Raw genomic sequence first — 22,139 nt, 5'->3', positions numbered from 1 at the left:
CCCTGCCCCGCCGCGGCCGCCCGCCCGGGAGGGGCACGGGTCCGCATCCCGGACAGGGCCGCTCGTGCACCCCTGTTGTATCTATGCTGTGCCCATGCCAGCCGCCACGCGTACCGGGACCGCCGCCGACCGGGTCTACCAGCACGTCAAACAGGGTGTGCTCGACCGTCGCTACGAAGGCGGCACCCTCCTCACCGAAGGGGAGCTGGCCGACGCCGTGGGCGTCTCCCGCACCCCGGTCCGCGAGGCCCTGCTGCGGCTGGAGACCGAAGGGCTGCTGAAGCTGTACCCGAAGAAGGGCGCACTGGTGCAGCCGGTCTCCGTCCAGGAGGTCGCCGACGTGATCGAGACCCGGCTGCTGGTCGAGGAGTTCACCGTGCGCCGGGCCGTGCCCGCGCCCCCCGGCCTGCTGGACCGGCTCGCCGCCCTCCTTGCGGAGCAGCGCCGGCACGCCGCGGCCGGCGACCTCGCCGCGATGATGACCGCCGACCGCGCCTTCCACGCCGAGATCGTGCGCAGCGCCGGCAACCAGATCCTGTGCCGCCTGTACGACCAGCTCCGCGACCGGCAGCTGAGGATGGGCGTCGCCCTGCTGCACAGCCGTCCCGACCGGGTGGAGCGGACCCTGGCCGAGCACGCCGGGATCCTGGACGCACTGCGCGCCGGGGACGAGGCGGCGGCGGCCGCCGCGGTACGCGGCCACATCGGACGGGTCGAGGCACTGGTGCGGGGGCAGGACCGATGAGCGCGCCCGAGCCCGCAGCGCGGACCACCGCCCCGCCGCAGCCGCCGCCGGCCCCGGCGGCCGAACCGCTCGGCGGGCGCACGGCCGTGGCCGTCTGGTCGATCGGCGTCGCCGTCTACTTCGTCGCCGTGATCTTCCGGACCAGCCTGGGCGTGGCCGGGCTCGACGCCGCCGACCGCTTCCACGTCAACGCCTCGGCGCTGGCCGCCTTCTCGCTGCTCCAGCTGCTGGTCTACGCCGGCATGCAGATACCCGTCGGGCTGATGGTGGACCGCCTCGGCACCAAGAAGGTGCTGACCCTGGGAGCGGTCCTGTTCACCGCGGGCCAGCTCGGCTTCGCGCTCTCCCCCACGTACGGGATGGCGCTGGCCGCCCGCGCCCTGCTCGGCTGCGGCGACGCGATGACCTTCATCTCCGTACTGCGCCTGGGCACCCGCTGGTTCCCCGCCCGGCGCGCCCCGCTGATGGCTCAGCTCGCGGGACTCGTCGGGATGGCCGGGAACCTGGTCTCCACCCTGGTCCTGGCACCGGTCCTGCACGGGGCCGGCTGGACGGCTGCCTTCGCGGGCAGCGCCGCCGCCGGACTTGTCGTCCTCGTCCCGCTGGTGCTCTTCCTGCGCGACCACCCGCAGGGCCACGCCCCGGCCCGCGCGCCGCGGGGTGCGGGCGGCTCCGGCGGGGGCTTCGTCCGCCGGCAGATCGCCGAGTCCTGGCGGGAGCCCGGCACGCGCCTCGGGCTGTGGGTGCACTTCACCACGCAGTTCCCCGCGATGGTGTTCCTGCTGCTGTGGGGGATGCCCTTCCTGGTCGAGGCGCAGGGCCTGTCGCGGGCCACCGCCGGCGGGCTGCTGACCCTCGTCGTCGCCTCGAACATGGCCCTGGGCCTGGTCTACGGCCAGCTCGTCGGCCGCCGCCAGTCCGCCCGGATCCCGCTCGCGCTGGGCACGGTGGCCCTGACCGCCTCGCTGTGGGCCGCCGTCCTCGTGTACCCGGGCGACCGGGCCCCGATGTGGCTGCTGGTCGCCCTCTGCCTGGTCCTCGGGTCGTGCGGTCCGGCGTCGATGATCGGCTTCGACTTCGCCCGCCCCGCGAACCCGGCCGAACGCCAGGGCACCGCCTCCGGGATCACCAACATGGGCGGCTTCCTCGCCTCCATGACCACCCTGCTGGCCGTGGGCGTCCTCCTCGACGCCACCGGCGACAACTACCGGATCGCCTTCTCCACGGTGTTCGTCCTGGAGGCCCTCGGGACACGTCAGATCCTGCGGCTGCGGGCCCGCGCCCTGGCCCGGGAACGCGACCGGGCGGCGGAACGCCCGCCCGCCGCGGCGGCCGCGGCCGCCCGCGTCGCTACGGGGTGACCGCGAAGTTCGCGAGGATGGCGTCCGCCAGCTCCGGGTCGCCCTCGGCCTTCACCCGGTCCGCCACCGCGTGCGGGCGGACCCGGCCTCCCGCGAGGCGGACGTACGTCTCCCAGTCCAGCGTCAGCGTCACCGCCGGGCCCAGCGACGGGGCCTTGTCCAGGGTCCCCCGGCCGGCCGCGTCCACCCGTACCGTCCGCATGAACTCCAGCGGCCCGTGCACGTCCACGACCACCGCCGAGTTCGCGGGGGCGCCCGCGCCCTTCGCCACCGCCTTCGGCAGCCCCGCCAGCAGCACGTCCCGCGCCACGTACGCCCCCGGCGCGTCCCAGTTCCCCGGCGCGCCCAGTGCGGCGCGCAGGTCCTGCTCGTGCATCCAGACGTCGAACGCCCGCAGCCGCAACGCCTGCTCCAGGGTCACCTGGTCGCCCAGCGGCCCCCGCACCAGGGTGGCCGGATCCCGCTTCTCGTTGCGCAGCTGCCGCGCGCGGCGGATGACGGTGTACTCCAGCTCCGAGGTCATCTCGGGCGCCGTGTGGTGGCGCCGTACGTCGACCTGGACCTCCATGTAACGGCTGAACTCGTCCACCACGTGCCGCAGGTCCCGGGCCACGGTGTGGATCGGCCGCGGGTCGCCGAGCTGCTCGCATTCGATGCCGATGACGTGTGACACGACGTCACGGACGGACCATCCGGGGCACGGCGTCGCCCGGTTCCACTCGCCCTCGGTCAGCGGGAGGACCAGCTCGGATATCGCCTCGATGGAGTGCGTCCACGCGTCGGCATAGGGCTGAAGGCTGGGATGGACGGTCAACGGGACCCCTCGCGGTGCTGTTCAGTGGCGCGTTCCGGAAGCAGTGGCTCTTCCAAAACTACGCTGCCGGTGAGCACCCCGGCAGTGCTTTCGTGTGACGATCGTAGGCCCGAGTCGACGGCTTGAATGCCAGGACGGTGGTACTGTGCGCGCCTCGCTGATCCAAATCGCTGTGAATGAGGCCGAGTCGGTGGTTTCCCGGCGGGCCCGCGTGGCCGCTCTCGTACGGGAGCAGGCCGGCTCCGACCTCGTGGTCCTCCCCGAACTGTGGACCGTCGGCGCCTTCGCCTACGAGCAGTTCGAGACCGAGGCCGAACCCCTCGACGGTCCCACCTTCGCAGCCCTGTCCCGGGCCGCCCGCGACGCCGGGGTGTGGCTGCACGCCGGGTCCGTCGTCGAGCGCGCCGGCGACGGCGCGCTCTACAACACGGCCCTCGTTCTCTCCCCGGACGGCGGCCTGGCCGCCACCTACCGCAAGATCCACCGCTTCGGCTTCGACCAGGGCGAGGCCGTGCTCATGTCGGCGGGCGACTCCCTGACCACGGTGGACCTGCCCGAGCAGACCCTCGGCCTCGCCACCTGCTACGACCTGCGCTTCCCCGAACTGTTCCGCGGCCTGGTCGACGCCGGGGCCACCACCCTGGTGGTCGCGGCCGGCTGGCCCGCCCGCCGCCGCTCGCACTGGACCCTCCTGAACCGGGCGCGCGCGGTCGAGGACCAGTCCTACGTCCTCGCCTGCGGCCTGGCCGGCACCCACGCCGGCGTGGAACAGGCCGGGCACAGCCTGGTGGTGGACCCCTGGGGCGAGGTCCTGGCGGAGGCGGGCCCCGGCGAGGACGTGCTGACCGTGGACCTGGACCCCGCGAAGGTGGCCGACACCCGCGCCGCGTTCCCGGCCCTCAAGGACCGCCGCCTCGGCCGCCCGTGACACCCGCGGGACGGCCCGCCCGGCGGACGGCTGCCCGGTGGCCCGCCCGGCCGCCCGCCGGACCGGCCCCGGCCGCGGCTGTTCCGGTCACCGCCGCAGCCGCGGCCCCGCGGAGCCCCTCACAAGTCGTCCTCACAAGTCGTCCTCACAGGTCGTCCTCCCGCTCCTTCTCCGCCATCCGGATCACGCACACCGCCACCGCGATCAGCAGCGCCGCGTCCGCGTCCTCGCGGACCACGTCCACCGCGTACGTCTCCCGGATGCGGTACCACTGCCGTGACACCAGCGCGAGCAGCTCCCCCTCGTAGTCCACCCGGAACTCCCGGTCCAGGATCCGCCCGCTGACGTCCAGTTCGGTGCCCTCCACCAGGGTCACGCGGTAGTGGTTGCGCAGCAGCGAGAACCGCTTCCTGCGGATCACCGCGAGCTGCTGCCCGTCCCGCTCCCGCTCCAGGGTCATCGCGTCGCGGAAGCTGAACGCCTTCTCCCGCAGCGTGATCAGGACCCGGCCCTGCGGATCCTTCAGCTCCAGCCTGTCCCGCAGCCGCAGCGCCTTCCCGTCGACGAGGAAGGCGTGGCGGCCCGCCTCGTCCTCGATCCAGTAGTCGTCCCCGATGGCCAGCACTTTGTCCCGAACGAGGTATTTCATGCGCTGATCGTTGCCCGCGATAGGTTGCCGTCATGCCCCTGCTCTACGTGACCGACCTGGCGTACCCGGCCCGCGGCCGCCGCTACTGCGACGAGGACATCTTCCTCACCTCGCGGCTGCGCGCCCACTTCGAGCTGGCCCTGTGCCACCCCGGCGACGCCCGGGCGCTGATGCCCGGCTTCGACGCCGTGGTCGTCCGCAACAGCGGACCGGTCCTGCACTACCAGGAGTCCTACGAGGCCTTCCGGGAGGCGGCGCTCGCCACCGGGACCCGCGTCTACAACCCGCTCACCGGCCGCGGCGACATGGCGGGCAAGCAGTACCTCCTCGACCTCACCGCCGCCGGCTACCCGGTCATCCCCACGATCGACGACCCGGCCCGGCTGTCCCTGCTGCCGCAGGTGCCCCAGTACGCGGTCAAGCCCAAGCAGGGCGCCGACTCCATCGGCCTCGTCTTCACCGCGGACCCGTCCGCCGTCCCGGCCGGCGAGGTCCTCATCCAGCCGCGCATCGACTTCGCGTACGAGGTCTCCTTCTACTTCGTCGACGACTCCTTCCAGTACGCCCTCCACGCCCCCGACCCGGCCCGCCGCTGGGACCTGCGGCCGTACGAGGCGACCGCCGCGGACCTGGCCTTCGCCCGCACCTTCATCGACTGGAACACCCTGGGCCACGGCATCCAGCGGGTGGACGCCTGCCGGGCGCCGTCCGGCGAGCTGCTGCTGGTGGAGCTGGAGGACCTGAACCCGTACCTGTCGCTGGACGTCCTGCCGGCCGCGGTCCAGGACGCCTTCGTCACCGCCCTCACGGGATCCCTGCACTCCTTCCTCACCTGATGTCGGACCCGCCTGGGCGGCCAGCCGCTTGAGGGCTCAGAGGCCGCCGGTGTCGAGTTCGATGCCGAAGGGCTCCGGAGGGCGCACGGGCGTCCCGAAGGGTCGAAGTCGACGTTGCTCATCGGTCACCCGGTCTGTTCGGAGTCCGAGTCCGTGATCCAGCGCCCTTCGGCGGAGTCGTGCACGTACGCCGGCCTCCCGCTGGCCCCGCTCGTGCGGAACGGCTTCTCGCCGTCCGTGATCCGCACCGTCCCCGTACGGCCCCCGGCGCTCCACTCCAGCTCCAGGTACCAGCGGCAGTCGCAGCCCGCCGTCCGCGCGGAGACCAGCAGCTCCTCGGGATCGGAGGAGGTGACCTTGTACGGGAAGGAGACGGCCGGGATCTTCCGGACCTCGTCGCCGGAGGCGTCAAGGCCGTCGACGGGCCTCGCGAGCGGGCGCGGCTGGTCGAGGTCCACGGCGAAGTGGCGCGGGGTGATGGCGCCGCCACAGCCGTCGTCCATCCGGTACGCGTTCCACGGCAGGGGCGCGGCGCGGTCGACCACGCGCACGTGCAGGGCATGGAGGACGACGGCGTCGGACGGCGACCGGCCCTGGACCGTGATCCGCACCATCGCCTCCCCGCCGTGCACGGCACCGTGCGTCCCGGCCCACGCCCCGGAGTCGGCCGCGACCGGCGGCGGGGCGACCGCGCGGGGGGCCCGGTCCACGAGGTAGGTGTGGCCGCAGCCGCCCTCCCAGAGCTGGGAACCGGTGCTCCAGGTGAGGGGGAGGGGGGCCGCGGTCCGCTCCGGAGCGGTGGAAGCGGGAGCGGGGGCGGGGGCGGAAGCCGTACGGGTGGGGCGGCCGAGCAGGGCGGCGGCGGCGAGGGCGACCACGACGAGGGTGACGGCGGCGGCAACGAGAAGGGGAGCGGGGGCGCCACGACGGGCGCGGGCACGGGGCGCCTCCGGTGCGGACGGGTCCGCGGCGGCCGGGTCGGGCGCGGTCGGGTCGGGGGCGGTCGGGTCGGGCGCGGTCGGGTCCGCGGCGGTCGGGTCGGGGGCGGTCGGGTCCGGGGCGGTCGGGTCCGGGGCGGTCGGGTCCGGGGCAGACGGGTCGGGCGCGGTCGGGTCCGCGGCGGCCGGGTCGGGCGCGGTCGGGTCGGGGGCGGTCGGGTCCGCGGTGGTCGGGTCGGGCGCGGTCGGGTCCGCGGCGGTCGGGCCCGGTTCTGGGCCGGGGCCCGGTTCCGGTGCGGACGGTTCCGGGTTCGATTCCGGCGCGGCCGACACGGCCGGCGCGGCCGACACGGCCGGCGCGGCCGACACGGCCGGCGCGGCCGACACGGCCGGCGCGGCCGACACGGCCGGCGCGGCCGACACGGCCGGCGCGGCCGACACGGCCGGCACGGGCGTGGGCGCGGGCGGCACGGGCGTGGGCGCGGGCGAGGCCGCTTGGCGGCGGGCGCGGTCCGCCTCCGTCCAGGCCGCCTCCAGGGCCCGCCGTTCCTCCTCTTCCGCCCCGCACAGCAGGGCGAGGCGGTCGACCACGGCGAACTCCTCCGGGACGGTCGCGCCCGAGCAGTAGCGGTGGAGGGTGGACGCGCTGACGCTCAGCCGCCGGCCCAGCGCCTCGTAACTCCTCCCGTCCCGCGCCTTCAGCGCGCGCGCGAGCCCCGCGAACTCCTCGACGGCGGCGTCCTTCGGCATTCCATCCCCCTCGACCCTGCGTCCCATCCTTCACGTCCTTGCACGTCAGCGGGGGTGGAATGGTTCCGGGACGGCCGGTGGGCGTGTGATCGTTGCAGTCGGCGGGCGCCGGCCCCACGCTGGTTGAGCACTGACCGAACGAACGACCCGACGGGGGACCATCTCCATGCACAAGCTCCGCACCGCATTTGCCACCGCAGCCGCTGCCGCACTGGGCCTCGCGGCCCTCGCCACAGCCCCGGCGCAGGCCGCTGCCCAGCCCGCCTTCCTCGCCGCCTCCCAGATGCCGCCGTCGTCGACGCCGTGGACCGCCACCCAGGTCTTCACCGGTGTCCCGGAGAACGGCGGCGTCCTCTGCGCCCCGTACAAGATCCCGGCGCAGAACACCCGCTACCGCGAGTTCAGCACCGAGCTCGACACCAACGGCGTCCAGGTCACCACCGTCGCCCGTACCGAGGCCGACGCCGTGAAGCTGGTCGACACCCTCCGCGGGGCCCTCGCCGGCTGCGGCCCCCTGCTGGAGCAGCAGAACCCGGGCCTGCAGGCCGTCAGCGCCTCCCACGGCAAGCTCGCCGTCGAGGAGGGCGCCTGGGTCTACAGCCTGGACACCGCCGACCCGCAGATCGGCATCTCCGACATCCACCTGTTCTCCGTCGGCCGCGACGGCCGCACCGTCACCCTCGTCCGCTGGGGCCAGATGGGCGACCTCAAGGACGCCCCGCTGACCGCCTTCCGCACGACGACGAAGACCGCCGTCAACAAGCTCCACTGACCCGGGGGCTCCCCCGAGGGCTGACCACAGCCCGACAGCGGCGCGGCCGGAACCCGGACGCGCCGCTGTCGTGTGCCCACCTGCTCCGCCGGCGGCGACCACGTCCTGACCTGCACCAGCCCGGCGGGCACTTCACCGTCCCTGAGCCCCGCGCTCGTCGATTGAAGCTCGGGTCGGGATCGTGGACGGCCGCCCTGACCAACGCGTCGAACGACTCCCCGGAAACCGTCAGGCCCTGCCGGCAGGCCCTGCGCACTGCCGTACGGACCCGTGACACCCAGGCCCCCCGATCGTCGGACTCCGACTCGGGAGCAAGGTCGGGTGAGAGCACGCGCACGGCGTCCGCCAAGCACTCAGCGAACGCCTCCCGCCGCTGCTCCGTACGTCCCGGCGACGTCATGTATCCCGCTGCCACCCCCGCCGCCCCGTCGGCGTCGTCCCGTTCCCGTCCCCCCGACTTCTCAACGAGTACGAGCTTTCTTTCGCCCAGAGGCGGGCAGTGGAACGCGGCGAGCATCATGCAGCTCCTGCGCTCGCCAGCGTTCGCCGGCCTGATGCCGGAGACCGAGACCGTCGAGACGGACGACGGCGAGCGGAAGTACACGGGCAGGGTCTTCCCGTACCGCGATCCCGAGACTCTGGACACCGTCGAGATCGGCGAGGGGATCATCACGGTCGGAGAGCGTGAACGGATCATCCGCACCCTGGAATCCAGGACGTTCGTACACGCAGGAAAGCGGCGGCCGAAGCCCGAGGGGACGGCGCTGCTCACGGGCCTCGTCTACTGCGCGGTACCCGGCTGCGGTCGCCGAATGCACGGCGTGGGAGGCAGCTACCAGTGCATGGCTCGCCGCGCGGGCAACCAGTGCATCGGAGCGTCAGCGCTGGCTGAAGCGGTTGACCAGTACGTGACGGAACAGTTCCTCACGAAGCTCCCAGCGCTCGAACCGGACGACCCGTTGCTTGTCGCGATCGCAGACCGCTGGGTCCACCGCGTGGACCCGGAGACCTTCGCGAAACGTGATGCGCTTACTGCTGAGATCCAGAATGAGGAAGCCCGCCTCGCCGATCTGGAGGACGCGCGATACGTGCGCGGTGAGTTCAGTGGCCCCGCAGCCGTGGAGCGCTACAACCGGCTTGCAGAGCGCCTGAGGGGGCGCATCGAAGGGCTTGGCACCGATCTTCGCAAGCTCCCCATGCCGTCCGTGGACGTGTCGCCGATGCTTGACGGCCTCATCCTGCGTGAGGCGTGGGCTGAGGCCACGAACGAAGACCGGCGCGGCCGGTTGTCACTCGCGATAGACCGGGTTGAAGTGACCAAGGGAGTGCGCGGACAGCGGATCATCCCTGAGCAACGCATCCAGATCCATTGGGCGAAGCTGGGTACCGACAGCGTCACCTGAGCACCGGCGTAAACCCTCCAGCTGTCGGCAGCGGACACGCGTGACGACGTGACGAAGTGACGCTCTCCCTCCGTTACCTCTTATAGAAGTGTTGTTGTTTCTATGAGTGGATCAGAACTAATCGTCATTCCGTCACTTCGTCACCCGGGATGTCCAAAGTTCAGGCGCAGCCCTCACTGCGCCCCCGGCCCCAGCTCGGAAAACGCGCCCTGGGTGCGGCTCCGTTTTTGGACTGCCGACGCTTGCGGCCACTGGGAAAGGGCCTCTTTGAGACCCTGGGAACGCCCCCGTTAAGGGGTCATAGGTTGTGCGAAGGGTTGCTGGAGCCTCCGGTGGCTGCCCGTGCCGGGTGGCTGCCGGGGGCTTCGTCGTACCCGCGCCGTGAACCAACAAGCTTGTCCTGACGCCCTCTTGCGCCGGTCAGCCACAGGAGTGAGGCTCGTGCACGTTCGTGCAACCGACTCGACACCTGGAGTGATCGTGAACCTAAGGTTCCTCGGCATCATCCCGAACACGCCGACCGACGAGTCCCCGACCATCTGGCTTGATGAGGAGACCGGTGACCTGCTGATCCAGTCGTACAAAGCGACGTCGAAAGAGGTGAAGGCCTGCCAGGAGATCGGCTCGATCCCCGGGCACTCCACGGACGTGCCGGACCACGAGACGATCATCAGGCTCCCTGCGGTGATGCTGAAGTACATCCCGCGCCCGGACGAGAACGGAGAAGCCGGAAGTGCAGCCACCCGCGCGTAACGCACTGGCCCGCGCGCAGCAGTCGGCCGGGCATCTTGAGTTGCGTGACAGCTACATGCTCGATGACCCGGAGTTCCTTGCCTGGCAGCAGGGAGAACGGCTGGACCCGGCTGATCGGTCGTCGTGGTGGGGCGGCTGGCACGACGCGGTGAGTGCTGCCACGGCGCGCGGAGTGGTGGTCCGCCGGGTCCGCATCGTGTCCGAGCCGATCAGTGACTACGTGCGCTATGAATACGACTGCACCTTCACCAATCTCGCTGCGGGTGAGATGGTCCGGTGGCTGCCCCGCCGGCAGACGACGGACTTGGCGTTGCCAGGTACGGACTTCTGGGTCTTCGACGGCAGCCAAGCCCTCTTCCACCACTTCACCGGAGAGGGCCAGTTGGACGAAGACGGGCGGGAGTACACCGACGATCCTGCGCGGGTCCAACTGTGCACCACGGCGTTCGAGGCCGTCTGGCAACGCGCCATCCCGCACGAGGAGTACAAGCCGCGCTGACCGGTCACCACCATGGCTGTCTCTCCCTCCTCGAATGCCCAGCAGGCCCGGCAGGCGCTGGCGAACCGACTCGCTGAGCTATGCCGGGACTCCGGCCTGAACGGGCGCGATCTCGCCCGGCTCTGCGGATGGCACCCGTCCAAGTCATCCCGGATCATGAACGCCCGTACGCCTCCTTCCGCCGACGACATCCGGGCTTGGTGCCGTGCGTGCGGGGCCGAAGGGCAGACGGACGATCTGATCGCCTCGCTGCGGACCGTCGAAGACATGTGGATCGGCTGGCGACGCATGGAGCGCGCCGGGCTCAGGCAAGCACAGGAAGCCCGGCTGCCGCTCTTCGAGCGAACCCGCAGGTTCCGCTCCTACTCCTCGTGGTTCGTTCCGGGCCTGATCCAGACCTACGGCTACACGGAAGCCGTCTTGCGTGCCGTGCAGCGGAGACGGGCCGAGGTCGATGACGTGGCCGATGCCGTCGCCGTGCGCATGGAGCGTCAGCGCGTCCTCTACGAGGGTGACCGCAGGTTCGCGTTCCTGGTTGAGGAGTCGGTCTTGCGTAACGGTCTCGGCGGGCCGGACGTGCAGGAGGAACAGCTCAGCCACCTGCTTACGGTCGGCTCCCTGCCCAGCGTCAGCCTGGGCGTGGTGCCCACGCGGACCGATCGGTCCCGGATGCCGGTGGAAGGCTTCTGGATCTTCGACACGGCACAGGTCAACGTCGAGCTGGTCTCCGGCTACCTCACGCTGACCCAGCCGAGCGAGGTTGCCGCGTACGCGGACACATTCACGGAACTGGCCGAGATGGCCGTCCATGGGGCGAAGGCCCGCGCACTCATCACCAGCGCCATTCAGACCCTCGGGTGATGACCGTGCAACCTCATGCAATCTCCTGGGAGTTGCAGCTCCACCGTTCCTAGCGTGGTCGCTACACGGACGACACGAGGAGCGGGGCCGTGAAGACGATCGCGTATGAGCAACCCCCGGTAGAGCTGCCGTTGCGCACAGAGCCAGACCCTGCACCGGCGGCCGGCTGCGGAGTCTGCACCGCTCTGGCCGTCCAGCGTCGGGAAGCCCGTCACCGGGGCGACCACTCCACGGTCAGCGATTGCAACGTGGAGCTTCGGAACCACCCGCACTCTGGGGAATCGGCATGACCGTGAGGGCCGTACTCCGGTACGTCAGCTACGTCATGCACCGCCACCCCTCGGCGGAGACGACGGCCACGGCGCGGTGCCTGAACCCGGACTGCCAGTGGACTGCCGCACCGACCGGGGACGCGGACATGTGCATCGGGCACACGGGCCGGACCGGGCACATGACCTTCCTGCGCGAGTTCTCGGAAGTCGCCGTGGTCGAGCGTGCCCAGTGAGGGGGTCAGTCACCGACCTGGTGTTCCACGCGGTGGCGGATGTACTCGTCCGGATGCGACCGGGCTATCGCCACTGCCGCGTCCACCAGGTCGTGCAGCTCCGGCGGATAGGCCGACCTCCGGAGCGGCAGGCCCGGCAGGATGCAGCGCCGGACGTCCAGGTGCTCGTTGATCACGAACTCGCGTAGCGCGGTTTCGTACCACTCGGCCACCACGGTCGGGGCGTCGTCGGGCTCCGCCGGACCGGTGCCTGCGGGGTGCTCCGCCCGTACGGTGGGCATACGCAGGGGTAGAGCCGACCAGTACCAGGCATTCGCCGCGCCCGCCCGCTCGACGTCCGTGCCCGCCCGCAGGTATCCGAGCAACGAGGCTTGGACCCGCCCGCGCCCGAACGCGTTCAGCGCCGGTTCGAGGAAATGGCGGTTGAAGCTCGGGTCGGGGTCGTAGACGGCTGCCTTGATCAGCGTCTCGAAGGACTCCTCGGAAAGGATCAGGTCCCGGCGGCAGGCCTTGTACAGCGCCGTCCGAGCTTGGTTCACCCAAGTTCGTGGATTGCCGGGCTGCGGCTTGTGAACGACATCGAGCCCGAGGACCCGGACGACCTCCGCCACGCATCCGGCGAACACCTCCCTACGGCCCTCCACCGGCCCCGGCAGCGCCATGAACCCCTGCACCGTCCGCGCCGTCTCGCCCTCGTCCGTAGCCAACCTTCGCTCCCCTGTCGTAGGCCCTGCCGTACGCGTGTGATCCGACGTTCATACCAGGATGGCAAGCTTGAAGGATGAACGATGCTGCCCCGGCGCCCACCCCCGCGCCCGCACCCCGCAAGCGTGCCCGTGTCCGTGCCCCCGAGCTGATCGGCAAGGGTGGCTGGCTGAACACCGGCGGGAAAGATCTCACCCTCGCTGACCTGCGAGGTAAGTGCGTTGTTGTGGATTTTTGGACCTTCTGCTGCATCAACTGCCTGCACGTCCTCGACGAGCTCCGGGAGCTTGAGGAGAAGCACCGGGACACCGTCGTGATCATCGGGGTGCACTCGCCGAAGTTCGTGCACGAGGCCGAGCACGCTGCCGTCGTGGACGCCGTCGAGCGGTACGAGGTGCACCACCCGGTGCTCGACGACCCCGAGCTCGCCACCTGGAAGCAGTACGCCGTGCGGGCCTGGCCCACGCTCGTCGTGATCGACCCCGAGGGGTACATCGTCGCCCAGCACGCCGGCGAGGGGCATGCGCACGCCATCGAGCGGCTCGTGGCGGAGCTGGAGGCGGAGCACGAGGCCAAGGGCACCCTGCGGCGCGGGGACGGGCCGTACGTGGCGCCCGAGCCGGTCGCCACCGACCTGCGGTTCCCCGGGAAGGCGCTCGCGCTGCCCGGCGGGACCTTCCTGGTGTCGGATTCGACGCGGCACCAGCTGGTGGAGCTGGCCGCCGACGGGGAGAGCGTCGTACGGCGCATCGGCAGCGGCAAGCGCGGGTTCACCGCCGACAGCTTCAGCGAGCCGCAGGGGCTGGCGCTGCTGCCCGACGGCAGCGTCGTCGTCGCCGACACCGTCAACCACGCGCTGCGCCGCTTCGACCCCGCGACCGGGTCCGTCGAGACCGTCGCCGGGACGGGGCGCCAGTGGTGGCAGGGCTCGCCGACCTCCGGCCCGGCGCGGGAGGTGGACCTGTCCTCGCCGTGGGACGTCGCCTGGTGGCAGGGCCGGGTGTGGATCGCCATGGCCGGCGTCCACCAGCTGTGGACCTGGGACCCGGAGGGCGGGACGGTCGAGGTCGCGGCCGGCACCACCAACGAGGGCCTGCTCGACGGGCCGGCCGCCGAGGCCTGGTTCGCCCAGCCCTCGGGGCTCGCCGCGGCCGGGGACCGGCTGTGGGTCGCGGACTCCGAGACCAGCGCCCTGCGCTACGTCCACGCCGTCGACTCGGGCTACGCCGTCACCTCCGCCGTCGGCACCGGGCTGTTCGACTTCGGCCACCGCGACGGTCAGGCGGGCCAGGCCCTGCTCCAGCACCCGCTCGGGGTGACCGCCCTGCCCGACGGCTCGGTCGCGGTGTGCGACACGTACAACCACGCGCTGCGCCGCTACGACCCCGCCACCGGCGAGGTCTCCACCCTGGCGACCGATCTGCGCGAGCCCAGCGACGCCGTGCTGGACGGCGGGGACATCGTGGTGGTGGAGTCCGCCCGGCACCGGCTGACCCGGCTGCGGCTGCCGGAGGAGGCGGTCCGCGTGGACTCCGTGGCGCACCGTACGCAGCGGGCCGCGACGGAGGTGGCGCCCGGTGCGCTGCGGCTGGACGTGGTGTTCCAGGCGCCGGCCGGGCAGAAGCTCGACACCCGGTACGGGCCGTCGACGCGGCTGCTGGTGTCCTCGACCCCGCCGGAGCTGCTGGTGGCCGGGGAGGGCGCCGGGACGGACCTGTTCCGGGAGCTGGAGCTCAACCCGGAGGTTTCGGAGGGTGTGCTGCACGTGTCGGCGATGGCGGCGTCCTGCGACGACGATCCGGCGAACGAGTACCCGGCGTGCCATGTGCACCAGCAGGACTGGGGGGTTCCGGTGACGGTGGCGGCGGGCGGCGCCGCCCGCCTGCCGCTGGTCCTCGCCGGTATGGACGACGGGGCCTGAGCGGTGTGCGGGAGCCCGCCCCGGACGCCGTCCGGGGCGGGCCCGTGTGCGTCAGCCTTCGAGGAACGCCGTCAGGGCGTTGGCCAGGAGGAACGGGTCGTCGGCTCCGCACAGTTCGCGTGCACTGTGCATGGAGAGGATGGCCACGCCGATGTCCACGGTCTGGATGCCGTGGCGGGCCGCGGTGATGGGTCCGATCGTCGTGCCGCAGGGCATCGCGTTGTTGGAGACGAAGGTCTGCCACGGCACTCCGGCCCGCTCGCAGGCGTCGGCGAAGACGGCCCGGCCGCTGCCGTCGGTGGCGTAGCGCTGGTTGACGTTGACCTTCAGGATCGGGCCGCCGTTGGCGCGGGGGTGGTGCGAAGGGTCGTGCCGTTCGGCGTAGTTGGGGTGTACGGCGTGGCCGGTGTCGGAGGAGAGGCAGACGGTGCCGGCGAAGGCCCGGGCGCGGTCCTCGTAGGAGCCGCCGCGGGAGAAGACCGAACGTTCCAGCACGTTGCCCAGCAGGGGGCCGTCCGCGCCGGTGTCGGACTGCGAGCCGTTCTCCTCGTGGTCGAAGGCGGCGAGCACCGGGATGTGGTCGAGTCGGCCGGCGCCGGGTCCGGAGGCGGTGGCGGCCAGGGCCGCGATCCCGGCGTGCACCGACAGCAGGTTGTCCATGCGGGGGCCGGCGAGGAGTTCGCGGTCGCGGCCCAGGTAGGACGGCGGCTCGATGGAGTGCACCATCAGGTCCCAGCCGGCCACGGAGCCCTGGGGCAGGCCCTCTTCCTCTTCAAGGAAGGCGATGAGGTCGCCTTCCTGGACTTCGCCGAGGCCCCAGATGGGCTGCATGTGGCGCTGCTTGTCGAGCTTGAGGCCCTCGGTGTTCACCGACCGGTCCAGGTGGACGGCGAGCTGGGGGACGCGCAGCAGGGCGCGGTCCACGTTGACCAGGTGTTCGGTGCCGTCGCGCAGGGTGAGCCGGCCTGCGAGGCCCAGGTCCCGGTCGAGCCAGGTGTTCAGCAGGGTGCCGCCGTAGATTTCGACGGCGATCTGCCGCCAGCCCTGCGAGCCTGTGTCCGGGAGGGGCTTGACGCGCAGGTTGGGGGAGTCGGTGTGCGCGCCGATGATCCGGAAGGGGGTGTGGGCGGCCGCGCCCTCCGGGACGTACCAGGCGATGAGCGCGCCGCCGCGGAGCACGAACCTGCCCCCGGTGCCCGCGTCCCAGGCGTCCGTTTCCGACAACTGCCTGAAGCCTGCCTTCTCCAGCCGCTCGGCGGCGTTGGCCACGGCGTGGTACGGCGACGGACTGGCCGTCAAAAAGGTCATCAGATCGTCGGTGTGGCCGCGGTCGAAGCGGGCGGGAGAGCTCATGTGGTTCACCTTAACGACGGTCGTGTTCGTCATGGCCGGACTGCGGCGGATGGCAGGAGCCGGGACCGCGGGGGTGGTGATCTGCGGTCCCGTCGGCTCTCAGCCCGGCGGACGCTCGAATCTTCGCTGCAGTTGCCTGCGCTCGCCCCGGCGGATGCGCGGGAGCATCTCGGGGGTCTGCGCGGAGCGCTGCGCGCGCCTCTTGCGTCCGGCGCAGAAGATACAGGCCTCGCCGGGGGGCGCGTCCGGGTCGATGGGCGCGCCGGGGTGCTCGGAGCATCCGGAGGCGTTGCGCGGCCGGGACAGTTCGCGGGCGACGATGAAGGCGCAGTGCAGGTCGTCGGCGATGCGCACGAAGTCCTCGGCCGCGGAGGAGAGTCCCAGGTGGAAGCGCTGGTCTTCGACGGTGCGCAGCCAGGTCCGCAGGACGTCGAGGGAGTACGGGGGCTCCGGGACGGGGTAGCCCAGCCGCCGCTGCTCCCCGGCGGGGGGTGCGGCGCCCGGGCGGGCGCCGGGGCCGCGCAGTCCGAGGCGGCGGCGGTCGTTGCACAGGAGGCAGCGGCCCCAGCCGTCGGGGGCCTCGGGGTCGAGGGCGCCGTTGGGGTGCTGGGGGCAGCCGGTGTAGCTCCTGGCGGGGGCGAGGCCGGCGGCGGTCTGGAAGGCCACGTAGAGGGCGTCGGCGATGCCGTCGTACTCGGCGGGGTGGGCGCCGTCGTAGAGCTCCCGGAGGTGGTCGCCGAGGCTGCCCAGGCTCGCCTGCAGCTCTTTGAGGGCGTACGGCCGTCCGGTCGGGACGGAGTACCCCCTGCTGCCGTGCTGATCCTGTGGACTCATGCGTACGAGCGTCCCATGAACGGCTGACATCGAGGAAAGGCGCAGGACAGGGGCGGTGTAACGGCAGCGGCCGGGCCTCCGTGGGAGGCCCGGCCGCTGTGGTGCGCCGCATCCAGGTGCGTCGGCGCGACGGCGCAGCCTAGAAGGCGGCTTCGTCGAGCTCCATGAGGGAGTTGTCGACGGTCTCGGCGAGCTGGCGCTGGACCGAGACGCCCGGCAGGACCTGGGCTGCGAAGAACTTCGCGGCGGCGATCTTGCCGGTGTAGAAGGGCACGTCCTTGGCGGAGGCGCCGGCGGCGAGCTTCTCGGCGGCCACGGCGGCGCCCTTGAGCAGCAGGTATCCGACGACCACGTCACCGGAGGCCATCAGCAGGCGGGTGGTGTTCTGGCCGACCTTGTAGATGTTCTTGACGTCCTCGCCGGTGGCGGTGAGGTCGACGATCATCTGGCCGACGATGGCCTCCAGGTCGACGGCGGCCTTGGCGAGGGCGTCGCGCGCCGGGGCGAGCTCGTCGTCGCCGGCCGACTCGGCCAGGAACTTCTTGATCGTCTCGGAGAGGACGTTCAGGGAGGCGCCCTGGTCGCGGACGATCTTCCGGAAGAAGAAGTCCTGGCCCTGGATGGCGGTGGTGCCCTCGTAGAGGGTGTCGATCTTGGCGTCGCGGATGTACTGCTCGATCGGGTACTCCTGGAGGTACCCGGAGCCACCGAAGGTCTGCAGCGACTGGGCGAGCTGCTCGTAGGACTTCTCCGAGCCGTAGCCCTTGACGATCGGCAGGAGCAGGTCGTTGAGGCCGACGAGGGAGGAGGCGTCCTCGCCCGCGGCCTGCTTGACCTGGATCTCGTCCTGGACGGAGGCGGTGTACAGGACGAGGGCGCGCATGCCCTCGGCGTACGCCTTCTGCGTCATGAGGGAGCGGCGCACGTCGGGGTGGTGCGTGATGGTGACCTTGGGCGCGGTCTTGTCCATGAAGTTCGCCAGGTCCGGGCCCTGCACGCGCTCCTTGGCGTACTCCAGCGCGTTGAGGTAGCCGGTGGAGAGGGTGGCGATGGCCTTCGTGCCGACCATCATCCGGGCGAACTCGATGATCATGAACATCTGGCGGATGCCGTCGTGCTTGTCGCCGATCAGCCAGCCCTTGGCGGGGTGCTGGTCGCCGAAGGTCATCTCGCAGGTGTTGGAGGCCTTGAGGCCCATCTTGTGCTCGACGTTGGTGGCGTAGACGCCGTTGCGCTCGCCCAGCTCGCCGGTCTCCCAGTCGAAGTGGAACTTCGGGACCAGGAAGAGGGACAGGCCCTTGGTGCCGGGGCCGTGGCCCTCGGGGCGGGCGAGGACGTAGTGGAGGATGTTCTCCTCCATGTCGTGCTCACCGGAGGTGATGAAGCGCTTGACGCCCTCGATGTGCCAGGAGCCGTCGGCCTGCTGGACGGCCTTGGTGCGGCCGGCGCCGACGTCCGAGCCGGCGTCCGGCTCGGTGAGCACCATGGTGGAGCCCCAGCGCTTGTCGACGGCTATCTGCGCGACCTTCTTCTGCGCCTCGTTGCCCTCTTCGAAGAGGATGCCGGCGAACGCCGGGCCGGAGGAGTACATCCAGATGGCCGGGTTCGAGCCGAGCAGCAGCTCCGCGTAGCCCCAGATGAGGGAGCGGGGCGAGGTGGTGCCGCCGATCTCCTCGGGCAGGCCCAGCCGCCAGTACTCCGAGTCCATGAAGGCTTCGTAGCTCTTCTTGAAGGCGGCCGGCACCGGCGCGGTGTTGGTGGCCGGGTCGAAGACCGGCGGGTTGCGGTCGGCGTCCTCGAAGGAGGCGGCCAGCTCGTTCTCGGCGAGGCGGGCGAGCTCGGACAGGACGCTCTTGGCGGTCTCGGTGTCCATCTCCTCGAAGGGACCGGTGCCGTACAGCTTGTCGCGGCCGAGCACCTCGAAGAGGTTGAACTCGATGTCGCGGAGATTCGACTTGTAGTGCCCCATGGCGACGGCTCCGTTAAGGCTCGGGGAGACAGATTCCTCGTTACATACCAATCGGTAACGACATGATGCTACCCGCGGGTAATAAGCCGCAACCCCTGGCGCACGACTGTGACGGGAGTCAAGCCGTGAGCTGCGCCCGGCCCGGGGCCCGGACCGGGCCGTACCGGTCACAGCACTAGGGGTGGGCCAGCTCGGCCCAGACCGTCTTGCCGCCGCCCGGCCCGGGGTGCACGCCCCAGCGGGCGGCGACGGCATCGAGCAGGACCAGGCCCCGGCCGCCCTCGTCCCCGTCCGCCGCCCGGCGCAGCACGGGCCACACCCGGTGGTCGGGGTCGGCGAGCTCCACGCGGGTGCGGCCCTCGGTCGTACGGCTGATGGCGAGGGTCACGGGAGTGCCCTCGCCGAGGTGCAGGATCACATTGCCGACCAGCTCGCTCACGCACAGCTGGAGGTCGTCGCAGGGCCCGCCCACGTGGGCCCGTACGACCCGCCGCAGCGCCGCCAGCTCCTGCGGCAGGGCGAGCACCCCGGCGCGGAACGGCCTCACCGGCCGGGGGCCCGGTTCAGGGCGTCGGCGAGGGCGCGGGCCGTGCCGGGGTTGCAGTTGCCGAGGGCGATCAGGGGCGGGGTCGCGTAGCTCCCGGCGTACGACATGAGGTGCAGCCCGAGGGAGGGCAGCGTGATCCCGTGCGCGGCGAGCGCCTCGCGGAGCGCGAGCAAAGCCGTCCGGGAGACGGCGTCGGGGGTGGGGGCGGTCATGGACGGACCCTTCGTGTGCGGAGTGTGACGAACACCTCACAGGCTGGGGGTGCGGCCCGTACGGTGGGAAGGGTTTCCGGTTCCACGGCGCGAAGTGTGGAAGGCAGGCCCTGGCGATGGCCGCACGCAAGGACATTGACGGTTCGGAGAGCGTTCCGGCCTTCTACGGCAAGGAGTTGCGGTGGCGCCGGGAGGCGGCGGGCCTCACGCTTCAGCAGGTGGTGGAAGGCAGCTTCTACGGCGCCAGCTACCTGAGCGAGATCGAGCGCGGGCAGCGGCGCATGCCGGAGGAGCTGGCGCGGCACGTCGACCGGGTGCTGGGTACCGACGGCTTCTTCGGACGGCGGTGCGAAGAAGTGCGCAAGGCGCGGACCATCGGCCAGGCCAAGTACGCCGAGAGGGTTCTGGAGGCCGAGAAGTTCGCGGAGACCATCGACGAGTGGTGTCCGACCGTCTTCCCGGGCGTGCTGCAAACCGAGCTGTACACGCGGGCCCTCTTCCGAGCGGAACGCCCCCTGGAACCTCAGGCGGAGACCGATGTGAAGGTCAACGCCCGCCTCGCGCGAGCCCGTCTCTTCGAGGATGAGCAGAGGGCGACGGAATACTGGGTCATCCTGCACGAATCGATGCTTCGGCTGCCGGTCCTCCCGCCTGCGGGGATGGCGCTACAGCTGGACCGTGTCGCCGCCTTGGGCAGGCGCCGGAGGATCGTTCCACAAATCCTCCCGTGGAACGCCGGAGCGCACCCTTTCACGGCCGCCGGAACCCTCCTGATCCTGACCTTCGCTGACGCGCCACCGCTCGTCTATACGGAGTCCTTGCACAGCGGCGTCACAGTCGATGATCCGGCCATCGTGAAGCGCTACCGAAGGTCGTACGATCTGCTCAGGGCTGCCGCGTTACCGCCCGAGGCGTCCCTCGCCCTGATCGAGACGGCTGCGGAGGACTACCGAAATGGCAAGCAGGCACATTGATTTGAGCGCTGCGTGCTGGCGCAAGAGTAGTTACAGCAACACCGACGGCGGCGTGTGCGTCGAGGTCGCCGACGGAGTCCCCGGAGTCGTCCCCGTCCGGGACACCAAGGACCGCGGACGGCCCGCCGTGATCGTGGCGGCCGGCGCGTGGGCCCCCTTCGTGCAGGCGCTGAAGGCCGGGGCGCTCGGCGGCTGAGACGGCTGGCCGGTACCGGCCGGTACGGCGGCGGGGGCTCGGTAGGGTGGGCCGCATGTACGGCTACGACCAGAACCCGGGCGCCCAGCAGGGCTACGCGCAGCCCCCGCCCCAGCAGGGCTACGCGCAGCAGCCGCCGCTGTACCCCGAGCCCTCGCCGCCGTCGCTCGCCGACGCCGTGCGGGCCTTCACCACCGGTTCGCTGTCCGCCGAGGACTTCCAGCAGATCTTCGCCACCTCGAAGGTCTACTGCCCGCGCGGTGACACCCCCGGGTTCCTGGCCCTGCACAACACGCAGCAGCCGGTCATCCCGATGTTCACCACGCTCAAGGAGCTGCGCCGGTACGCCGGCAAGGAGTCCAAGTATTTCGTGATCACCGGCGCCGAGGTGATCGACCTGCTGCCCACCGGTTACGGCTTCGTCCTCGACATGGAGGGCGACCACCGCATGGTCTTCGACGCGAAGGCGGTCGAGCAGATGGTCGACTACGCCATGCGCCGCATGTACGGCTAGACGCCGGTGCCGCGCGGGCGGCCGGGCGTGCGGCGGGGGACGCGGCGGACGGAGGGGGCGGGTCGTGCTCAGGGTGCACTTCAGTGCGGAGGACCTGCTCGACGTGACCTTCGCCGCCGAGCCGCTGCCGCTGGTGGAGCTGTGCCTCGCCCTGGTGGCCGGGCAGCGGACCGACGAGCCCGCCGTCTTCGGCCGCTGGCGTTACCGGCTCGCCCGTGAGTTCCCGGCGCCGGCCCGGCCCCTGCTGGAGCTGCTGCGCCCCGACGGGGACAATCCGGGGTTCCTGGAGCCGCTGGTGCCGGACTTCGAGGCCGCGCTGGACGCCGTACGGGAGGCCGGGCGGGGCCTGGCGGACGAGGAGCTGGCGCGGGCGGTGTCCCGCAGCCGCGGCGGCGGCGACCCCGGCGGCTGGCTGCGTGCCCTGTGGGGGCAGGAGCGGGAGGCCTGGGCCCTGCTGGACGGGGCGCTGCGGGCGGCGCACGAGACGGTGATCGCCCCGCGCTGGGGCGGGATACGCCGCTCCTTCCGGGCGGACGTGGCCTGGCGGGCCCGGCTGCTGGCCGGGCACGGCATCAAGGCGGCGCTGGCCAGCACCCATCCGCGCGCCCGCTGGCGCGGTACGGCCTTCGAGGTGCCCGGCCCCCCGCACTTCGAGGCCGGGGGCCCGGACGGGCGCGGGCTGGGCGGCCGTGGGCTGGTGCTGATGCCCTCGGCGTTCTGGACCGGGCGCCCGCTGCTGGCCGGCCTGCCGGGCGGTTCGCACGTGCTGCTGTACCCGGCGCTGACCCCGCTGCCGCTGGTCGCCCCGGACGGGGCGGAGGGTTCGCTGGACGCCCTGCTGGGCCGGACCCGGGCGGCCGTGCTGCACCGGCTGACGGACCGGCGCACCACCAGTGAACTCGCCCGTGACCTGGGCATCTCGCTGCCCTCGGTATCCGAGCACACCCGCACCCTGAGGGCGGCGGGCCTGATCACCACCGAACGGGACGGCAAGGCGGTGCTGCACGCGGCGACCGGTCTGGGCGTGGACCTGCTGCGCAGCGGCGGCTGATCCCGCCGGCGCCCGCACGGCGGCTCCCTTCGGGCAGGGCCGAAAGGAT

At 71.8% G+C, this 22,139-nt stretch carries 24 protein-coding genes; 15 read left to right on the top strand and 9 right to left on the bottom strand.

Going from position 1 to position 22,139, the window contains the following annotated elements; all coding sequences use genetic code 11:
* Window positions 1–94 precede the first annotated feature (94 nt).
* Complete coding sequence (locus ACLJTM_RS12420) at window positions 95–745, top strand: GntR family transcriptional regulator (RefSeq protein ID WP_411103570.1); 651 nt, start codon at window positions 95–97, stop codon at window positions 743–745.
* Window positions 742–2,106, top strand: coding sequence for an MFS transporter (locus ACLJTM_RS12415; RefSeq protein WP_411103569.1), 1,365 nt, complete (start codon window positions 742–744; stop codon window positions 2,104–2,106). The genes ACLJTM_RS12420 and ACLJTM_RS12415 overlap by 4 nt, the downstream gene beginning before the upstream one ends.
* Here the strand turns inward: ACLJTM_RS12415 and ACLJTM_RS12410 are convergent.
* Complete coding sequence (locus ACLJTM_RS12410; RefSeq protein ID WP_411103568.1) at window positions 2,096–2,920, bottom strand: maleylpyruvate isomerase family mycothiol-dependent enzyme; 825 nt, start codon at window positions 2,918–2,920, stop codon at window positions 2,096–2,098. The two genes, ACLJTM_RS12415 and ACLJTM_RS12410, sit on opposite strands and share 11 nt — an antisense overlap.
* Window positions 2,921–3,065: 145 nt before the next feature.
* Between ACLJTM_RS12410 and ACLJTM_RS12405 the strand changes: the two genes are divergently transcribed.
* The gene (locus tag ACLJTM_RS12405) at window positions 3,066–3,848 is read left to right on the top strand and encodes a carbon-nitrogen family hydrolase (RefSeq protein ID WP_411103567.1); all 783 of its coding nucleotides are present in this window, start codon (window positions 3,066–3,068) and stop codon (window positions 3,846–3,848) included.
* Between the two features lie 145 nt (window positions 3,849–3,993).
* On the opposite strand, the gene ACLJTM_RS12400 is transcribed toward ACLJTM_RS12405, so the two are convergent.
* On the bottom strand, window positions 3,994–4,497 hold the full coding sequence (locus ACLJTM_RS12400; protein WP_411103566.1) for an LURP-one-related/scramblase family protein: 504 nt from the start codon (window positions 4,495–4,497) through the stop codon (window positions 3,994–3,996).
* Window positions 4,498–4,529: 32 nt separating this feature from the next.
* Between ACLJTM_RS12400 and ACLJTM_RS12395 the strand changes: the two genes are divergently transcribed.
* Window positions 4,530–5,333 (top strand): hypothetical protein, encoded by an 804-nt coding sequence (locus ACLJTM_RS12395; protein ID WP_411103565.1) that lies wholly within the window; start codon window positions 4,530–4,532, stop codon window positions 5,331–5,333.
* A 125-nt stretch (window positions 5,334–5,458) separates the two neighbouring features.
* Here the strand turns inward: ACLJTM_RS12395 and ACLJTM_RS12390 are convergent, their stop codons facing one another.
* On the bottom strand, window positions 5,459–7,021 hold the full coding sequence (locus ACLJTM_RS12390; RefSeq protein ID WP_411103564.1) for a helix-turn-helix domain-containing protein: 1,563 nt from the start codon (window positions 7,019–7,021) through the stop codon (window positions 5,459–5,461).
* 166 nt (window positions 7,022–7,187) lie between these two features.
* Here ACLJTM_RS12390 and ACLJTM_RS12385 point away from each other — a divergent pair, with 166 nt between their 5' ends.
* The 6 genes from ACLJTM_RS12385 (at window position 7,188) to ACLJTM_RS12360 (ending at window position 11,814) form a co-directional block, all read left to right on the top strand.
* A complete protein-coding gene (locus tag ACLJTM_RS12385) occupies window positions 7,188–7,793 on the top strand; it encodes a hypothetical protein (protein WP_411103563.1) in 606 nt (201 codons plus the stop codon).
* A 518-nt stretch (window positions 7,794–8,311) separates the two neighbouring features.
* A complete protein-coding gene (locus ACLJTM_RS12380; RefSeq protein WP_411103562.1) occupies window positions 8,312–9,196 on the top strand; it encodes a zinc ribbon domain-containing protein in 885 nt (294 codons plus the stop codon).
* Window positions 9,197–9,676: 480 nt separating this feature from the next.
* The gene (locus ACLJTM_RS12375; protein ID WP_411103561.1) at window positions 9,677–9,949 is read left to right on the top strand and encodes a hypothetical protein; all 273 of its coding nucleotides are present in this window, start codon (window positions 9,677–9,679) and stop codon (window positions 9,947–9,949) included.
* Complete coding sequence (locus tag ACLJTM_RS12370) at window positions 9,930–10,448, top strand: DUF6879 family protein (RefSeq protein WP_411103560.1); 519 nt, start codon at window positions 9,930–9,932, stop codon at window positions 10,446–10,448. The genes ACLJTM_RS12375 and ACLJTM_RS12370 overlap by 20 nt, the downstream gene beginning before the upstream one ends.
* Window positions 10,449–10,460: 12 nt before the next feature.
* Window positions 10,461–11,309 carry a helix-turn-helix domain-containing protein gene (locus ACLJTM_RS12365; protein ID WP_411103559.1) on the top strand — a complete coding sequence of 283 codons (849 nt, stop codon included), beginning with the start codon at window positions 10,461–10,463 and terminating at the stop codon, window positions 11,307–11,309.
* Between the two features lie 286 nt (window positions 11,310–11,595).
* The gene (locus ACLJTM_RS12360; RefSeq protein ID WP_411103558.1) at window positions 11,596–11,814 is read left to right on the top strand and encodes a hypothetical protein; all 219 of its coding nucleotides are present in this window, start codon (window positions 11,596–11,598) and stop codon (window positions 11,812–11,814) included.
* A gap of 5 nt (window positions 11,815–11,819) precedes the next feature.
* Here the strand turns inward: ACLJTM_RS12360 and ACLJTM_RS12355 are convergent, their stop codons facing one another.
* On the bottom strand, window positions 11,820–12,521 hold the full coding sequence (locus tag ACLJTM_RS12355) for a hypothetical protein (RefSeq protein WP_411103557.1): 702 nt from the start codon (window positions 12,519–12,521) through the stop codon (window positions 11,820–11,822).
* 74 nt (window positions 12,522–12,595) lie between these two features.
* Between ACLJTM_RS12355 and ACLJTM_RS12350 the strand changes: the two genes are divergently transcribed.
* On the top strand, window positions 12,596–14,440 hold the full coding sequence (locus tag ACLJTM_RS12350; RefSeq protein ID WP_411103556.1) for an NHL domain-containing thioredoxin family protein: 1,845 nt from the start codon (window positions 12,596–12,598) through the stop codon (window positions 14,438–14,440).
* A gap of 51 nt (window positions 14,441–14,491) precedes the next feature.
* Here the strand turns inward: ACLJTM_RS12350 and ACLJTM_RS12345 are convergent, their stop codons facing one another.
* The 5 genes from ACLJTM_RS12345 to ACLJTM_RS12325 all read right to left on the bottom strand — a co-directional run bounded on the left by ACLJTM_RS12345 (window position 14,492) and on the right by ACLJTM_RS12325 (window position 19,355).
* Window positions 14,492–15,793 carry a M18 family aminopeptidase gene (locus tag ACLJTM_RS12345; protein ID WP_411103555.1) on the bottom strand — a complete coding sequence of 434 codons (1,302 nt, stop codon included), beginning with the start codon at window positions 15,791–15,793 and terminating at the stop codon, window positions 14,492–14,494.
* A gap of 99 nt (window positions 15,794–15,892) precedes the next feature.
* Window positions 15,893–16,627, bottom strand: coding sequence for a hypothetical protein (locus tag ACLJTM_RS12340; RefSeq protein WP_411103554.1), 735 nt, complete (start codon window positions 16,625–16,627; stop codon window positions 15,893–15,895).
* Between the two features lie 139 nt (window positions 16,628–16,766).
* Window positions 16,767–18,596, bottom strand: a complete 1,830-nt coding sequence (locus ACLJTM_RS12335) for an acyl-CoA dehydrogenase (RefSeq protein ID WP_411103553.1) — start codon at window positions 18,594–18,596, stop codon at window positions 16,767–16,769.
* 175 nt (window positions 18,597–18,771) lie between these two features.
* Window positions 18,772–19,143, bottom strand: a complete 372-nt coding sequence (locus tag ACLJTM_RS12330) for an ATP-binding protein (RefSeq protein ID WP_411103552.1) — start codon at window positions 19,141–19,143, stop codon at window positions 18,772–18,774.
* Entirely contained in the window at window positions 19,140–19,355 is a 216-nt protein-coding gene (locus ACLJTM_RS12325) for a hypothetical protein (protein WP_411103551.1), read from the bottom strand. The genes ACLJTM_RS12330 and ACLJTM_RS12325 overlap by 4 nt, the downstream gene beginning before the upstream one ends.
* Window positions 19,356–19,471: 116 nt before the next feature.
* On the opposite strand from ACLJTM_RS12325, the gene ACLJTM_RS12320 reads away from it, so the two are divergent.
* The 4 genes from ACLJTM_RS12320 (at window position 19,472) to ACLJTM_RS12305 (ending at window position 22,090) form a co-directional block, all read left to right on the top strand.
* Window positions 19,472–20,329, top strand: coding sequence for a helix-turn-helix domain-containing protein (locus tag ACLJTM_RS12320; RefSeq protein ID WP_411103550.1), 858 nt, complete (start codon window positions 19,472–19,474; stop codon window positions 20,327–20,329).
* Window positions 20,310–20,525, top strand: coding sequence for a DUF397 domain-containing protein (locus ACLJTM_RS12315; protein ID WP_411103549.1), 216 nt, complete (start codon window positions 20,310–20,312; stop codon window positions 20,523–20,525). The genes ACLJTM_RS12320 and ACLJTM_RS12315 overlap by 20 nt, the downstream gene beginning before the upstream one ends.
* A gap of 55 nt (window positions 20,526–20,580) precedes the next feature.
* Complete coding sequence (locus tag ACLJTM_RS12310; RefSeq protein WP_411103548.1) at window positions 20,581–21,039, top strand: SseB family protein; 459 nt, start codon at window positions 20,581–20,583, stop codon at window positions 21,037–21,039.
* Between the two features lie 64 nt (window positions 21,040–21,103).
* Window positions 21,104–22,090 (top strand): ArsR/SmtB family transcription factor, encoded by a 987-nt coding sequence (locus ACLJTM_RS12305; RefSeq protein ID WP_411103547.1) that lies wholly within the window; start codon window positions 21,104–21,106, stop codon window positions 22,088–22,090.
* Window positions 22,091–22,139 lie beyond the last annotated feature (49 nt).

Source organism: Streptomyces sp. cmx-4-9 (assembly GCF_046548835.1).
In the GTDB taxonomy this organism is placed as follows: domain Bacteria; phylum Actinomycetota; class Actinomycetes; order Streptomycetales; family Streptomycetaceae; genus Streptomyces.
Note: the sequence above shows the minus strand (reverse complement) of the source record. Positions and strands in the feature narration are given on the sequence as shown.

Bases quoted from the DNA above. Each gene is read 5' to 3' on its own strand.
- ACLJTM_RS12420 (WP_411103570.1), top strand. From the start codon at position 95: ATGCCAGCCGCCACGCGTACCGGGACCGCCGCCGACCGGGTCTACCAG.
- ACLJTM_RS12415 (WP_411103569.1), top strand. From the start codon at position 742: ATGAGCGCGCCCGAGCCCGCAGCGCGGACCACCGCCCCGCCGCAGCCG.
- ACLJTM_RS12400 (WP_411103566.1), bottom strand. From the start codon at position 4,497: ATGAAATACCTCGTTCGGGACAAAGTGCTGGCCATCGGGGACGACTAC.
- ACLJTM_RS12395 (WP_411103565.1), top strand. From the start codon at position 4,530: ATGCCCCTGCTCTACGTGACCGACCTGGCGTACCCGGCCCGCGGCCGC.
- ACLJTM_RS12390 (WP_411103564.1), bottom strand. From the start codon at position 7,021: ATGCCGAAGGACGCCGCCGTCGAGGAGTTCGCGGGGCTCGCGCGCGCG.
- ACLJTM_RS12385 (WP_411103563.1), top strand. From the start codon at position 7,188: ATGCACAAGCTCCGCACCGCATTTGCCACCGCAGCCGCTGCCGCACTG.
- ACLJTM_RS12380 (WP_411103562.1), top strand. From the start codon at position 8,312: ATGCAGCTCCTGCGCTCGCCAGCGTTCGCCGGCCTGATGCCGGAGACC.
- ACLJTM_RS12365 (WP_411103559.1), top strand. From the start codon at position 10,461: ATGGCTGTCTCTCCCTCCTCGAATGCCCAGCAGGCCCGGCAGGCGCTG.
- ACLJTM_RS12360 (WP_411103558.1), top strand. From the start codon at position 11,596: ATGACCGTGAGGGCCGTACTCCGGTACGTCAGCTACGTCATGCACCGC.
- ACLJTM_RS12350 (WP_411103556.1), top strand. From the start codon at position 12,596: ATGAACGATGCTGCCCCGGCGCCCACCCCCGCGCCCGCACCCCGCAAG.
- ACLJTM_RS12345 (WP_411103555.1), bottom strand. From the start codon at position 15,793: ATGAGCTCTCCCGCCCGCTTCGACCGCGGCCACACCGACGATCTGATG.
- ACLJTM_RS12340 (WP_411103554.1), bottom strand. From the start codon at position 16,627: ATGAGTCCACAGGATCAGCACGGCAGCAGGGGGTACTCCGTCCCGACC.
- ACLJTM_RS12335 (WP_411103553.1), bottom strand. From the start codon at position 18,596: ATGGGGCACTACAAGTCGAATCTCCGCGACATCGAGTTCAACCTCTTC.
- ACLJTM_RS12325 (WP_411103551.1), bottom strand. From the start codon at position 19,355: ATGACCGCCCCCACCCCCGACGCCGTCTCCCGGACGGCTTTGCTCGCG.
- ACLJTM_RS12320 (WP_411103550.1), top strand. From the start codon at position 19,472: ATGGCCGCACGCAAGGACATTGACGGTTCGGAGAGCGTTCCGGCCTTC.
- ACLJTM_RS12315 (WP_411103549.1), top strand. From the start codon at position 20,310: ATGGCAAGCAGGCACATTGATTTGAGCGCTGCGTGCTGGCGCAAGAGT.
- ACLJTM_RS12310 (WP_411103548.1), top strand. From the start codon at position 20,581: ATGTACGGCTACGACCAGAACCCGGGCGCCCAGCAGGGCTACGCGCAG.